Annotated in this window: 10 protein-coding genes, 5 tRNA genes and 3 rRNA genes; 16 read left to right on the forward strand and 2 right to left on the reverse strand. The window is 30.8% G+C overall.

Going from position 1 to position 13,877, the window contains the following annotated elements:
• The 15 genes from UUR8_RS01485 to UUR8_RS01555 all read left to right on the forward strand — a co-directional run bounded on the left by UUR8_RS01485 (position 1) and on the right by UUR8_RS01555 (position 10,501).
• On the forward strand, positions 1 to 303 hold the full coding sequence (locus UUR8_RS01485) for a hypothetical protein (RefSeq protein WP_004025618.1): 303 nt from the start codon (positions 1 to 3) through the stop codon (positions 301 to 303).
• Between the two features lie 2 nt (positions 304 to 305).
• Complete coding sequence (locus tag UUR8_RS01490; RefSeq protein ID WP_004025536.1) at positions 306 to 689, forward strand: transcription antitermination protein NusB; 384 nt, start codon at positions 306 to 308, stop codon at positions 687 to 689.
• Positions 690 to 696: 7 nt separating this feature from the next.
• Positions 697 to 1,401 (forward strand): RsmE family RNA methyltransferase, encoded by a 705-nt coding sequence (locus UUR8_RS01495; protein ID WP_004025940.1) that lies wholly within the window; start codon positions 697 to 699, stop codon positions 1,399 to 1,401.
• A gap of 22 nt (positions 1,402 to 1,423) precedes the next feature.
• Positions 1,424 to 2,383 carry a hypothetical protein gene (locus UUR8_RS01500; protein ID WP_004025665.1) on the forward strand — a complete coding sequence of 320 codons (960 nt, stop codon included), beginning with the start codon at positions 1,424 to 1,426 and terminating at the stop codon, positions 2,381 to 2,383.
• 269 nt (positions 2,384 to 2,652) lie between these two features.
• Positions 2,653 to 4,165 (forward strand): 16S ribosomal RNA (locus UUR8_RS01505).
• Between the two features lie 293 nt (positions 4,166 to 4,458).
• A 23S ribosomal RNA gene (locus UUR8_RS01510) occupies positions 4,459 to 7,369 on the forward strand.
• 63 nt (positions 7,370 to 7,432) lie between these two features.
• A 5S ribosomal RNA gene (rrf, locus tag UUR8_RS01515) occupies positions 7,433 to 7,536 on the forward strand.
• The 16S, 23S and 5S rRNA genes sit together here, the layout of an rRNA operon.
• Before the next feature lie 114 nt (positions 7,537 to 7,650).
• On the forward strand, positions 7,651 to 8,121 hold the full coding sequence (gene greA, locus UUR8_RS01520) for a transcription elongation factor GreA (protein ID WP_004026131.1): 471 nt from the start codon (positions 7,651 to 7,653) through the stop codon (positions 8,119 to 8,121).
• An 80-nt stretch (positions 8,122 to 8,201) separates the two neighbouring features.
• A tRNA-Tyr gene (locus UUR8_RS01525) sits at positions 8,202 to 8,285 on the forward strand.
• A gap of 5 nt (positions 8,286 to 8,290) precedes the next feature.
• Positions 8,291 to 8,365 (forward strand) — tRNA-Gln (locus UUR8_RS01530).
• A 66-nt stretch (positions 8,366 to 8,431) separates the two neighbouring features.
• A tRNA-Lys gene (locus UUR8_RS01535) sits at positions 8,432 to 8,506 on the forward strand.
• Between the two features lie 63 nt (positions 8,507 to 8,569).
• A tRNA-Leu gene (locus UUR8_RS01540) sits at positions 8,570 to 8,655 on the forward strand.
• A gap of 5 nt (positions 8,656 to 8,660) precedes the next feature.
• Positions 8,661 to 8,734, forward strand: a tRNA-Gly gene (locus UUR8_RS01545).
• A gap of 62 nt (positions 8,735 to 8,796) precedes the next feature.
• On the forward strand, positions 8,797 to 9,585 hold the full coding sequence (locus tag UUR8_RS01550) for a tRNA1(Val) (adenine(37)-N6)-methyltransferase (protein ID WP_004025882.1): 789 nt from the start codon (positions 8,797 to 8,799) through the stop codon (positions 9,583 to 9,585).
• A 1-nt stretch (position 9,586) separates the two neighbouring features.
• Entirely contained in the window at positions 9,587 to 10,501 is a 915-nt protein-coding gene (locus UUR8_RS01555) for a deoxyribonuclease IV (RefSeq protein WP_004025571.1), read from the forward strand.
• Positions 10,502 to 10,802: 301 nt separating this feature from the next.
• Here UUR8_RS01555 and UUR8_RS01560 read toward each other — a convergent pair whose 3' ends face one another.
• Together UUR8_RS01560 and UUR8_RS01565 are read right to left on the reverse strand one after the other, a co-directional pair.
• Entirely contained in the window at positions 10,803 to 11,768 is a 966-nt protein-coding gene (locus tag UUR8_RS01560) for a DnaA ATPase domain-containing protein (RefSeq protein WP_004026088.1), read from the reverse strand.
• 2 nt (positions 11,769 to 11,770) lie between these two features.
• A complete protein-coding gene (locus tag UUR8_RS01565) occupies positions 11,771 to 12,916 on the reverse strand; it encodes a replication initiation and membrane attachment family protein (protein WP_004025743.1) in 1,146 nt (381 codons plus the stop codon).
• A gap of 347 nt (positions 12,917 to 13,263) precedes the next feature.
• Between UUR8_RS01565 and UUR8_RS01570 the strand changes: the two genes are divergently transcribed.
• Positions 13,264 to 13,824, forward strand: a complete 561-nt coding sequence (locus UUR8_RS01570; RefSeq protein ID WP_004025929.1) for a hypothetical protein — start codon at positions 13,264 to 13,266, stop codon at positions 13,822 to 13,824.
• Positions 13,825 to 13,877: the final 53 nt, after the last annotated feature.

Genomic DNA, 13,877 nt, shown 5'->3' on the forward strand with positions numbered 1-13,877 from the left:
ATGCAATACATTACCATTAATAATGCAAAAACTGGAAAAATTTTAATTTCTAAACCAAATATTAAAAAATTTATTGAACAAAAATTTAATTTAATTGTTAACAAAAAATTTGTAATCAAAAGTATCGATATCACTCAATATGATGAATCGCTTGTTGATATTTCTATTATCATTGCATTATTTGATGAGCACCGAAAAGTTGATCTTGATGAAGTAAGAGATGTCCAAAACCATTTAGCTTCTTTTATTTATTCAAATTTAGGTGTTGATACTAAAAGTGTGAATATAGGGATTGATTTATAAAAATGAAAACTCAATGAGCCAAACGTGTAAAGTTATTTCAATTTGTTTACCATTGATTAATCACAAAAAAAAATAAAACAATTGCTTTAAAAAGTGCTTTAGTTGATTTTGAATTAGATGTTAGTTGATTAAGTGTTAGTGAGTATATTTTAGATAATTGCGAACAATTAATTAAAATGATAAAACCATTTATTAATAAAGATTGAACATTTGAACGTTTATCATATGTTGAACAAGCTTTATTATTAAGTGCCTATGGTGAATATTTAGTTTTAAAAACACCAAAAAAAATTATTATTGATCAAACTTTAATTACAACTCATAATTATTCAAATGATGAATCATATAAATTTATTAATGCGATTTTAGATCAGTTATTAAATTAAAAAAGTTATGCAACGTTATTTTGTTTCTAAAATTAAAGATAAAAAAGTTTATTTTTATGATTCTGATGTGCACCATATTAAAAATGTTATGCGTATGCGTTTGCATGATGAGATTATTGTTATTAATGAAACACAAGCTTTTATTGCTGAAATTATTAATCTTGAACCATTACATGCAACAATTATTAAACCTTATTTTAATGATTGTGAATTAAGTACTAAAATTGATTTATTTCAAGCTAGTATTAAACCTAATAATTTTGAATGAATTGTTCAAAAAGCATGTGAATTAGGAATTAATAGTATCTATCAAACAATTTTTAAAAGAACTTATAATAGTACACTAATTAAAAATAATCGCATTTCAACTATTATTAAAGAAGCTTGTGAACAAGCGCGACGCAATTATTTAGTTAATTATTATGAACAATTTAGTTTTAGTGAATTATTAAAAGTATTGCTAAATTATGATTTAATCTTAGTAGCTTATGAAAATGAAAAGCAAATTTTTTTAAATGATATTTTTAAAGAAAATTCAACCTATCAAAAAATTGCTTTAGTAATTGGTCCAGAGGGTGGTTTTGAACAAGAAGAAATTGCATTATTAAAAAAAATTAATAATGTTGTTTGTATTAGTTTAACAAAAACCATTTTAAGATCAGAAACTGCAAGCCTTTATTTACTTGCAAATCTTATTAATAAACTTATATAATTTTGTTTAAGAAAGGATATATATGAAACAACGATTAATAAATTACATTATTGTTTTAATTGGTATTTTATGTATTGTTAGTCTTGTCGTTGGTTTTGCTGTTTGATTTAGTCCTAATAAAAATTTTTATTCACTAACATCAGTTAATACAACTGGCCTTGATGGTTTGAGTGCTAAAAAAATTTATAACCCTAATGACGGTATTTTTTTAGAACAACTACAAGGGTTTAGTAAACACAACATTGCAGGTTATGTAGTTCCTATCATTTTTGCTATTTTATCATTTGGTTTGTTGTTTTTATATTATTATCTAAATAAAAAATCACGTGCAAAAGCAGATTTTCCTATTAGTGAAAAGTTTTATTATCATACTTCAATCACAACTCTTTATTTAGTAGGATCATTAATTGTTGTTAGTTGAATTCTTAGTTATATTGCCATTGGAATTAATTTTCGACCAAACAATTTTAGTGTTACACTAAATGATAATGACTACGCTAGTTTAAGTTCAGAACCTTTTTTAACTTATTGAAAAGAATTAAAACAAAGTTTTGATGCTAAAAAAAGTGTTTATATTGCGTTTTTAGTTATTACGATCGCTTTTGCTGTTAGCATTATTGGTTTTGTTAATTATTTCTCTTTAAAGATTGCTTTAGAACAAACACAAAAAGCCACTTTAGCTGTTCAAAAACAAGAAGAAGAGCAAAAAAATCAATTATCAAATGGTACATATTTTGATCAAGATTTAAATTTATTGAATGATTATGATAAATTAGTTTTATATCAAAAAAACAATTTATCAAGTGCTATTTTCTTAGCAATTAATGATCAAGAACAAATTTTAATGCAACAAGATCAAGTTGTAATTAGTTCTTTAAGTATTGAACAAAAAGTTAAATATCGTGAACAAGCAACTCGAATTGTTTTTGAAAAACAAGATAGCCATCATGATGATCACTTAGCTACTTCTGGAAATTTCTAAAATTAAAATATAATATAATATAGTATTAAGTCAAAAGTGGGTCCCCCACTTTTTTTGTTTAAATTTAAATAAAAAAGATTGATTTTTCTTAATTTTTTGATTATAATATTCTAGTTGCTTTTAAGTAGCAAGTTAAACAATTTTAAAAAAATAAAATATTTCTTGACATTTTAAATAAATTTGTTTATACTTTAATGTATTGTGTTTAAACGTTTTTAATGTATTGAATACAATAAGAATGATCTTTGAAAACTAAATAGAATCCGTCAATTTTAAAGAGTTTGATCCTGGCTCAGGATTAACGCTGGCGGCATGCCTAATACATGCAAATCGAACGAAGCCTTTTAGGCTTAGTGGTGAACGGGTGAGTAACACGTATCCAACCTACCCTTAAGTTGGGGATAACTAGTCGAAAGATTAGCTAATACCGAATAATAACATCAATATCGCATGAGAAGATGTAGAAAGTCGCGTTTGCGACGCTTTTGGATGGGGGTGCGACGTATCAGATAGTTGGTGAGGTAATGGCTCACCAAGTCAATGACGCGTAGCTGTACTGAGAGGTAGAACAGCCACAATGGGACTGAGACACGGCCCATACTCCTACGGGAGGCAGCAGTAGGGAATTTTTCACAATGGGCGCAAGCCTTATGAAGCAATGCCGCGTGAACGATGAAGGTCTTATAGATTGTAAAGTTCTTTTATATGGGAAGAAACGCTAAGATAGGAAATGATTTTAGTTTGACTGTACCATTTGAATAAGTATCGGCTAACTATGTGCCAGCAGCCGCGGTAATACATAGGATGCAAGCGTTATCCGGATTTACTGGGCGTAAAACGAGCGCAGGCGGGTTTGTAAGTTTGGTATTAAATCTAGATGCTTAACGTCTAGCTGTATCAAAAACTGTAAACCTAGAGTGTAGTAGGGAGTTGGGGAACTCCATGTGGAGCGGTAAAATGCGTAGATATATGGAAGAACACCGGTGGCGAAGGCGCCAACTTGGACTATCACTGACGCTTAGGCTCGAAAGTGTGGGGAGCAAATAGGATTAGATACCCTAGTAGTCCACACCGTAAACGATCATCATTAAATGTCGGCTCGAACGAGTCGGTGTTGTAGCTAACGCATTAAATGATGTGCCTGGGTAGTACATTCGCAAGAATGAAACTCAAACGGAATTGACGGGGACCCGCACAAGTGGTGGAGCATGTTGCTTAATTTGACAATACACGTAGAACCTTACCTAGGTTTGACATCTATTGCGACGCTATAGAAATATAGTTGAGGTTAACAATATGACAGGTGGTGCATGGTTGTCGTCAGCTCGTGTCGTGAGATGTTGGGTTAAGTCCCGCAACGAGCGCAACCCCTTTCGTTAGTTGCTTTTCTAGCGATACTGCTACCGCAAGGTAGAGGAAGGTGGGGATGACGTCAAATCATCATGCCCCTTATATCTAGGGCTGCAAACGTGCTACAATGGCTAATACAAACTGCTGCAAAATCGTAAGATGAAGCGAAACAGAAAAAGTTAGTCTCAGTTCGGATAGAGGGCTGCAATTCGCCCTCTTGAAGTTGGAATCACTAGTAATCGCGAATCAGACATGTCGCGGTGAATACGTTCTCGGGTCTTGTACACACCGCCCGTCAAACTATGGGAGCTGGTAATATCTAAAACCGCAAAGCTAACCTTTTGGAGGCATGCGTCTAGGGTAGGATCGGTGACTGGAGTTAAGTCGTAACAAGGTATCCCTACGAGAACGTGGGGATGGATCACCTCCTTTCTTCGGAGTAAATTTTTAATTTACGTACTAATAAGTGTACATTTTTATAAAAATCCATGTGAATATTAGCCACTTTTTTTAAAAAATATTTCAAAAGTTCATATGGTCGGATTCTATTTAGTTTTGAGAGTTTATTCTCTCCCATAATATTTTATATATTATGGATGATCGATCTTTGAAAACTGAATAATTATCAACAAATCTTTCTAATCATTGACATTAAGTTGTCAGTGAACAGAAACTATATTAATTAATATAGTTAACAATCATAAACAAACAACTTTAAGGATTTATAATAAGTTACTAAGAGCTTATGGTGAATGCCTTGGGACAAACAGGCGATGAAGGACGTGCTAATCTGCGATAAGCAACGGGTAGCTGATAAGAGGCTTTAATCCGTTGATCTCCGAATGAGGAAACTCAGTCTAATGAGAATTAGATTACTGTATAAATGAATTCATAGTTTAACAGAGCGATACCTGGTGAAGTGAAACATCTCAGTAGCCAGAGGAAAAGAAAACGAAGTGATTCCCTGTGTAGCGGCGAGCGAAAGGGGAGGAGGCCAAACCGAATTTCGATTCGGGGTTGTAGGACTACAATATGGACTAAAAATTGATAGTAGAATTGGTTGGGAAGCCAAATCACAGAGGGTGATAATCCCGTATACGAAATTAATTTTTTACCTAGTAGGATCCTGAGTAGGGCGGGACACGTGAAATCCTGCCTGAATCCACCCAGACCATTGGGTAAGCCTAAATACTAGTTTGTCACCGATAGAGCATAGTACCGTGAGGGAACGGTGAAAAGAACCCAGAGATGGGAGTGAAATAGAACCTGAAACCATAAGCTTACAAGGTGTTAGAGCACATTAATGTGTGATAGCGTGCCTTTTGAAGTATGAGCCAGCGAGTTATTGTAGCATGCGAGGTTAAATTGTAGAAATGGAGCCGTAGGGAAACCGAGTCTTAATAGGGCGCTTTAGTATGTTGCAATAGACGCGAAACGGGGTGATCTATCCATGGGCAGGTTGAAGGTGAAGTAACATTCACTGGAGGACCGAACCCACTTTCGTTGAAACGACAGGGGATGACCTGTGGATAGTGGTGAAATTCCAATCGAACTCCGTGATAGCTCGTTCTCGTCGAAATATTTTTAGGAATAGCGTTAGATTATTGGAAATATGGGGGTAAAGCACTGAATCTATGATGGCGCCACCTCGGTGTACTGAATAGAATCAAACTCTGAATACCATATTACCTATTCTAGCAGTCAGACAGTGGGGGATAAGCTTCATTGTCGCGAGGGAAACAGCCCAGATCATTAACTAAGGTCCCTAATATATGCTAAGTGGAAAACGATGTTGAGTTTCATAAACAGCAAGGATGTTGGCTTAGAAGCAGCCACCGTTTAAAGAGTGCGTAACAGCTCACTTGTCGAGAGACTCTGCGCGGAAGATGTAACGGGGCTAAGCATATAACCGAAGTTATGGGTTACATATTGTATATGTAGCGGTAGACGAGTGTTGTATATGGGGCGAAGGTAGACTGTGAAGACTACTGGACTTTATACAAGTAAGAATGCTGGCGTGAGTAACGAATGAGAGTGAGAATCTCTCAAACCGATTGACTAAGGGTTCCTGGGCAAGGGTCGTCCTCCCAGGGTAAGTCGGATCCTAAGGCGAGGCTGAAAAGCGTAGTCGATGGGAAACAGGTTAATATTCCTGTACCTACGAATTGTGTGATGGAGTGACGGAGAAGGTTATTATGTGCCGGTTATTGGATTCCGGTTTAAATAGCAAGGTTAGTAAGTTGGCAAATCCGCTTACTATTAAGACTAAGTTATGAGTACGAGCGACCCCTTCGGGTAGTAGCGAAGACATATATATCATGCTTCCAAGAAAAGCTTCTAGCGTTAAACAATTAGTAGTCCGTACCGAGAACGAACACACGTGGTCAAGGAGAATATCCTAAGGTTAGCGAGTTAACTACAGTTAAGGAACTCTGCAAATTAACCCCGTACGTTAGCAATAAGGGGTGCTCGCTGTAAAAGGTGAGCCGCAGTGAATAGCGAGGGGGGACTGTTTAACAAAAACACAGCTCTATGCTAAGTCGTAAGACGATGTATATGGGGTGACACCTGCCCAATGCTGTAAGGTTAAAGAAGAATGTTAGCGTAAGCGAAGCTTTTGACTGAAGCCCCAGTGAATGGCGGCCGTAACTATAACGGTCCTAAGGTAGCGAAATTCCTTGTCGGGTAAATTCCGTCCCGCTTGAATGGTGTAACCATCTCTTGACTGTCTCAACTGTAGACTCGGTGAAATCCTGGTGAGGGTGAAGACGCCCTCTTGGCGTGATTGGACGGAAAGACCCCATGAAGCTTTACTGTAGCTTAATATTGGGAAATTTTATTACTTGTAGAGCATAGGTAGGAGACTTTGAAGTATACTCGCTAGGGTATATGGAGTCATCGTTGGAATACTACCCTTGTGATAAGATTTCTCTAACCTGCAGCCATGAATCTGGCTGGGGAACAGTGTTAGGTGGGCAGTTTGACTGGGGCGGTCGCCTCCCAAAAGGTAACGGAGGCGCGCAACGGTACCCTCAGCACGGTTGGAAATCGTGTATAGAGTGTAATGGTATAAGGGTGCTTGACTGTGAGACTTACAAGTCGAACAGGTAGGAAACTAGGTCATAGTGATCCGGTGGCTCAGAATGGAATGGCCATCGCTCAACGGATAAAAGCTACTCTGGGGATAACAGGCTGATAGTGCCCAAGAGTTCATATCGACGGCACTGTTTGGCACCTCGATGTCGACTCATCTCATCCTGGAGCTGAAGCAGGTTCCAAGGGTTCGGCTGTTCGCCGATTAAAGAGATACGTGAGTTGGGTTCAAACCGTCGTGAGACAGGTTGGTCCCTATCTGTCATGCCCGTAGGAAGATTGAGAAGAGCTGTTCCTAGTACGAGAGGACCGGAATGGACACACCTCTTGTGATCCTGTTGTCGCGCCAGCGGCACTGCAGGGTAGCAACGTGTGGAATAGAGAAACGCTGAAAGCATCTAAGTGTGAAACTAACTTCAAGATTAATCTTCCCTTTCTTAAATGAAGTAAGAATCGTTAAAGACTATAACGTTGATAGGTCGGATGTGTACGCACGGTGACGTGTTTAGCTAACCGATACTAATAATTCGAGGACTTATATAAGTTCTTAGTTAATTTTTAGAAAATAGTTGATAATATTTAGTTTTCAGACATCGATCATAATTGTGTAGTGATCATATCAGAGTGGAAATACCTGTTCCCATCCCGAACACAGAAGTCAAGCACTCTAGAGCCAAAAATAGCGTAAGTAAAATAGGTCATCGCTACGCAAAATTAGAACTAGCCTTATTTAATGAGGTTAGTTCTTTTTATTTGTTATTAATTTATATATTATGTAATGATATAATTAATGAATAGATTTTTTATTTATACGAGGGAATATTATGGCAAAGTATACGATTTCAAAGCATCGTCTTGAAGAATTGCAATTAGAATTAAGAGAGATTTTAGATGTTAAATGACCTGCAATTACAAAACAATTACAAGACGCTCGTGAACAAGGTGATTTATCTGAAAATGCTGATTATGACGCAGCTAAAAATGAACAAGCAGCATTAAAAAAACGTAAGGATGAAATTGAAGAAATTTTAGAGAATTATGAATTAATTGAAGATGTAATGCGTTCAACAGATGAAGTTTCTATTGGTTCTACAATTGAAATTTATAATTATCAAAAAGATCATAAAGAAGTGATTACATTGGTTGGATCAATGGATTCAGACCCTTTTGCAAATAAAATTTCAATGGACACACCACTTGGAAAAGCTGTTGTAAAACAAAAAGAAGGTAGTGAAGTTACTGTACATACTTTAGCATCACCTTATAAAGTGAAGATTATTAAAATTATTGATTAATTTAGCTAAAAAAATACTTGACATTAGATAACAATTTTTATATAATTTTATAGTGTTTTATTAAGGCACACTATAGAATTGGACAGATAGCGAAGTGGCCAAACGCATCCGGCTGTAACCCGGCTCCGAGAGGTTCGTAGGTTCGAATCCTACTCTGTCCACCATTTATTGGCCTGTAGCCAAGCGGTAAGGCAGAAGATTTTGATTCTTCCACGCGTAGGTTCGATCCCTACCAGGCCAGCCATTAAATTATTTATATTCAACCACAATTAACTTCATTATTATGTTATAATAATTATTGTGTGTTTATGCCTCATTAGCTCAGTGGTAGAGCATTTCACTTTTAATGAAGGGGTCAAAGGTTCGAAACCTTTATGGGGCACCATTTATTATTATAGAGTAATACATGGTTAAAAAAATTATACGTTGTATTACTCTTTTTATTTTTGCTGGAGTGGCGGAATGGTAGACGCACTGGACTTAAAATCCAGTGACTTCACGGTCGTGAGGGTTCAAGTCCCTCTTCCAGCACCATTTATGCGGGTGTAGTTCAATGGTAGAACTATAGCCTTCCAAGCTATTAGTGTGGGTTCGATTCCCATCACCCGCTCCATTAATAATATTTAACTAAACTCCACCTTCAACGTGGAGTTTTTCTTTAATTTAAAAACACTTATGCAAAAAAAATATATCAAAAATACTTTGGGTTTTGATACAAACTTATTTGTATATCAAGATAAACAAATGTTTAATTATTCAGTTGATACTGTTTTATTAGCTAATTTTATTAGTTTATCTTCAAAAACAAAAAAGGTTTTAGAAATAGGAACAAACAATGCAGCATTAAGCATTTTTTTAGCGTCACGAAAAGAAGATATGAATATTGATGCCATTGAAATTCAATCAGAAGCAATTGATTTAGCATTATTAAATGTTAAAGAAAACCATCTTGAAAAACAAATTAATATTATTCATGCAGATTTTAATGAATATTGAAAAACTTTTGATAAAATTGAAAACAATAAATATGATGCAATAATTTGTAATCCTCCTTTTTATAAACAAGATAAAATTATTCCATCAACTAAAAAACCATTAAAAACACTTGCTTTATATGAAATTGCGCTTAACTTTGAACAAATTATGCAAGGTTGTGCTAAAATCATTAAACAAAAAGCTAATTTAGCAATGGTTATTCCTACAACACGTTTGGTTGATCTTTTGGAAATGATGCGAAAATATCAATTTGAGCCAAAACGAATTAAAATGATTTATCCTCGGATTTATGAACAATCAAATTTAGTATTAGTAGAAGCGCGTTATAAAACTGGTTGAGGAACACATTTTGAACCTAATCTTTATTTACATTATGAAGATAAACAAAATCATGAATATACTAAAGAAGTTTTAAAATGATATAAACCAATTAAATTTAAGAAAAGTAATGAGGGAGAAGCAAAATAATATGGATAAATATAATTTAATTATTGGTAGTCATGTAAGCCTTAAAGCTAATGATTTTTTTTATGGTAGTGTAAAAGAAGCACTATCTTATGGCGCTAATACATTAATGGTTTATACGGGCGCTCCACAAAATACAAGACGTCAACCAATTGAATTATTTAAAATTAATGAAGCTCATAATTTATTAAAAGAACATAATATAGATTTGAATAATTTAATTGTTCATGCCCCATATATCATTAATCCTTGTTCTTCTAAAAAATATGTTCGTGAGCTTGCTAAAGAATTTTTAATTCAAGAAATTGAACGCACTCAATTCATGGGAATTACTAAAATCGTTTTACATCCTGGGTCATGTTTAGATCAAGATGAGGATATCGCTTTAAAACAAGTTTATACAATGTTAAATGAAATTTTTGCAACTATTAACACTAATGTAGTTGTTTGCTTAGAAACTATGTCTGGTAAAGGTTCTGAAATTGGAATTAATTTAAAACAATTAAAAACCATTATTGACAATGTCGATTCTAAAAAAAATATTGGTGTTTGTTTAGATACTTGTCATATGAGTGATAGTGGTATAGCTTTAGATCATGATAGTTTTAATCAATATTTAAAAGAATTTGATGCTCAAATTGGGATTGACTATATTAAAGTATTACATATTAATGATTCTAAAAATCCTCGTGGTGCAAATAAAGACCGTCATGAAAATTTAGGTTATGGAACAATTGGCTTTGACAATTTAATTAATATTATTTATCATCCATTGTTAAATAATATTCCCAAAATTCTAGAAACACCCTGATTTGATTTTCACGACCAATCAATTTCATTATATGAATATGAAATAAAAATGATTCGTGATCGTAAATGGTTTGATATTAAATACAAATTATTAGTTGGCAATAAATAATTTATTTACTTAAATTACAATTTAAAATATATCCATTTTCCTTTTTATTAATAAATAAGAAGTTAAAGAAATGGATATATTTTTTATTATTTTAAATTTTAAGAAAACAAAAAGGAGGTTGCCCTCCTTTTTGCGATCACGATTTTTCATGATCTTTTTGGTTATTTATAATAGCTGTAACATAACGACTTTTGCCACAACTAGATTGTTGGAGACGAATCTAACAACTAGAAGTGCTCGAATAACCATACAAGCCATTAATATAATAATACACTATTTTTAATAAAAAAACAATATTTTTTTATAAATTATTTGTAACTTTAAAAATACTAGGTCCTTTTATTTTAAAAACATTACCATATGTAAGACATTCAATTCGATTAAATAAACGTAATTTAGCTTTTTGTTCTTCGATATTTGCTATATTTTTTGTTGAATTATTTAATTGTTCGATTGAAAAATTAGAAATAAAAATAGTTTGCTTCATTGATTTTAATCTATTTTCAATAATAGGCATTAATATCGTTGAAATTGATCAATAATTTAAATTGCCACTAGAAAAATCATCAATTACTAAAACATCAATATTTGAAAGTTCATTAATTAATTCGTTGACTACTGAATCAGAGATATCTTTATAATTAAAAAATTGAATAACATTTTTAAATAATTCATTCAAAGTTATATAGGCAATTTTTAAATTATATTTTAATGAAATTGTATTAGTATAGGCTTGAGTAATTATTGATTTGCCTACACCAAAATCGCCATAGATAAAAGCAGATTTTAATTGTTGATCATTAGTAGTGATATTGTCTTCTTTGTTTGCTGATTGTTTTTTATTTTTTCGTGCTTCTTCTAAAAAAAAATTAATTAATTTATTTCTCTCTACTAACAAATCATTATCTAATATTTCGCTTTTTTTAGAAAAAATTTGACTATCATCTGTTAATGAAATATCATAATCCATATTTTTGATCGTATTTAAAATATAATTTTTTTTAACTTTATCAACTTTACTTTCTTTTTTAATCACTACTAAACACAAATGATTGTATTCGTTACGATTTAACTCATAAATATAACCACTATCATTTGGTTCTTTTAGATTATTTAAATAAGAGCGATAAACTCCAACTATATCTCAAAAATGTAAATTAAATTCATTTTCTGTTAAGTTAATTGCTTTAAGATTAGGAACTTCTAATGCTTTTTGATAATTAAAATTTTCTAAATCTAACTCGTCTTCAATTTCATTATTATTCATCTTTATAAATCCCCAAATTTAACCTCAACAAAATCGGTATTTTTAAATGTGTTAGTGTTATCATCATTATTAAAAACTAATTGTTTTTGATTCATTTTTTTATTTTGAAAAAATTTAATCATTTCATATTCGTTTTTAATATTAATTCCAAGCACAGTTTCTTTAATGCATTTTAAATATTTTATATTTAAACGGCCTAAATTTTTAAACAAAACAAAATCTAAAATGACATTAACGATTGCATTATTTAATGTTTTATCATATGTTAATAAAATAATAGCTTCTTTGTCTTCAACACTCAATTTTTCCTTACGGATGTGTTTTAAAAAATCAGAAGGCTCAAAATAATTATAATGGTTAATTACATTTTTAAATAAGTTTAAATCAGCATTTTCATTAAAAATACTAGAATCACGTTCAATATTTTGATATTGTAATTTTGTTTTATTATTTTCAACTTGTTGATTAGAAATAATTGATAATTCTAATTTGTTTAAATCAATTGTTAAAAAATCAATATTATTAATTAAATTATTTTTAATTAAATTGGCCATTTCATTAACACTAAATTTATATTTTTTAAAAAAATTTAAAATGCTTAATTTTACTGATTCATTAATTTGAAGAGATAATTGATATTCATCTAAAATAATTTTTTTAATTTTATCTAATTTATTTTCAAAACTATTTGAATAATTTGTTTTGAATTGAGTTGATAAATCGATTAAACGATTATTGTTAATACTATTTTCTTTGTTTAATAAATTTAAAATTTTATAATGATCATTTGAAACATTATTTTTTAACTCTTCGTTAAATTTTTCAATATTTGAAAATTCATTAAAGTTTAATGGGCGAAAAACTTCAATTATTTGTTGTTGATTGTTTTCAATACAATAAATTTTAATTAAGTCTACATTAACTAATTTAGTAATTAAATTGTTGTATGTATTAATTGAAATGTTAAGCTCATTTAACAAATATTCGCGCGTTAAATTGATTATGCCTTTTTTATTAAAAATGTTTTCTCTATTGACAAATCAAGAATACATAGCAGTTGCTTGTATACCAATTAAAGGTGTATAAAAAGAATATAAATAATTTTCATTTTTAATAAAATTACAATTTTTTTTAATTACTATATCCATAAACTTTACATCCCTTTTTAACTTCAATTAAATTCAAATTTTTTGTTGTCATTTTTCATTTAGTAATTATTGTAGATATTTTTAACAAATTTAGTTGATGATTTATTTATTTGATTTACTAAAATCTTGACATAATAAGAGTTATGCACACCCTTTAAAAAGATTTTAATTATTAAAAATCAATGTTTTTAAGTACTAAAAAAATTATGCACAATAATGTTTATAATTTATAAACCCTGATAAAAAATTTCTAAAAAAATCCAAAAAATTATAAACATATTTAAAACAAAAAATATCAAATTGCAATAGTTAAAAACTAGTATGATTTTTTTAAAAGAGGTTATAAAATGTTTGAACAAATATTCTTTTTAGCATCAATTAATGATAAAAAAATCATTAGATGATTATATGAACGTTATCACAAAATTTTTCTAAAATACATTAATGAACAATTACATTTTAAATTTTATACTTTGGATATTGAAGCAAATGATTTAAAAACTGTTATTTATGAAATATTTTTAAAAATATTTCAAGTAAGTAAAATTAAAAATTTAAATCAGTTTATAGGTTTTGTTAAACGTCAAATTTATTTTTATTTAGTTTATTTATTGCGTAAAGCCTTATCTAATAAAAATTTAGTCAATCAACTAAATAGTAATAACTTTGAAAATCGTGAGGCTATTAGTGAAAATTTAGATGATGTTAGCATTGAATTAAATAATAAATTTTTAATTCACGAACTTTTAGAAATAATTTATAAAGAAAATTTATTGCTATATCATTTTACGATTTTAATTATTAAAGGATACACTACAAATGAGATTAATAAAATTTTAAAAATTAATTCAACAAAAACTTATTATTTTAAATCCATTTTAAAGAAGTATATAAAAAATTTGTTATAAAAAATACTAGGAAAAAGATCAATGGATCACTTCCTAGTATTTTTATTTTAATT

This window comes from Ureaplasma urealyticum serovar 8 str. ATCC 27618 (genome assembly GCF_000169535.1).
GTDB classification, from domain to species: Bacteria; Bacillota_I; Bacilli_A; order Mycoplasmatales; family Mycoplasmoidaceae; genus Ureaplasma; species Ureaplasma urealyticum.